The 770-nt window shown below is 47.8% G+C and carries 1 protein-coding gene; it reads left to right on the top strand.

The window, feature by feature from the left end:
• Positions 1-770 (top strand): 23S rRNA (uracil(1939)-C(5))-methyltransferase RlmD (gene rlmD / locus R7O13_RS26270; RefSeq protein WP_318305130.1); only part of this gene is annotated, 770 nt, incomplete at both ends.

Below are 770 nucleotides of genomic sequence, written 5' to 3' on the forward strand. Positions count from 1 at the left end.
CAAGCGATGCGCGCGTTGAGCCATTTTGTCCGCATTATCATGAATGTGGCGGGTGCGATTTGCAGCATCTCAATTATGACCAACAATTGACGCACAAACAGCAGACGCTGCGTCAGTTAATGCGAAAATTTGCTGGCAGTGACATTGAGTTGGATGCGCCAGTATTGGGCGAGTCTTTAGGTTACCGACGTCGTGCTCGCGTGAGTTTGTTTGTCGATAAGAAAACGCGTCAGTTGCACTTCGGCTTCCGCAAAAAGCAAAGCAAGCAAATTGCACAAGTGACGGATTGTCCGGTATTGGCTCCTGAGTTGAATGCGCTATTGCCTGAGATTTATTCGGTGCTAACAGCGTTCAAAAAGCCAGAGCAATTGGGGCATGTAGAACTGGTGTTGGGTGACAACGGGCCTTGTATCACGCTGCGATACTTAAGTAATTTGGCCGATGAAGAAGTCAGTGCATTAGTTGAATTAGCGACACGCCATCAAGCCTCGTTGTATCTGATGCCAGAAACTGACCAACTTAACTTAGTTGCAGGTGAGGTGCCTTTCTATCAAGAAGCGGGCGTAAAAATCCCTTTTGCTCCGAACAACTTTATTCAGGTCAACCAAGCGGTGAACCAGAAAATGGTGGAACAGGCGATTGAGTGGTTAGACCCTCAAAGTGACGAACGAGTGTTAGATTTGTTCTGTGGATTAGGCAACTTCAGCTTGCCGATCGCAAAGCGTGCTAAACATGTCGTTGGCGTAGAAGGTGTGGCTGAGATGGTCGAA

The sequence above is a fragment of the Vibrio sp. Y176 genome, assembly GCF_033438945.1.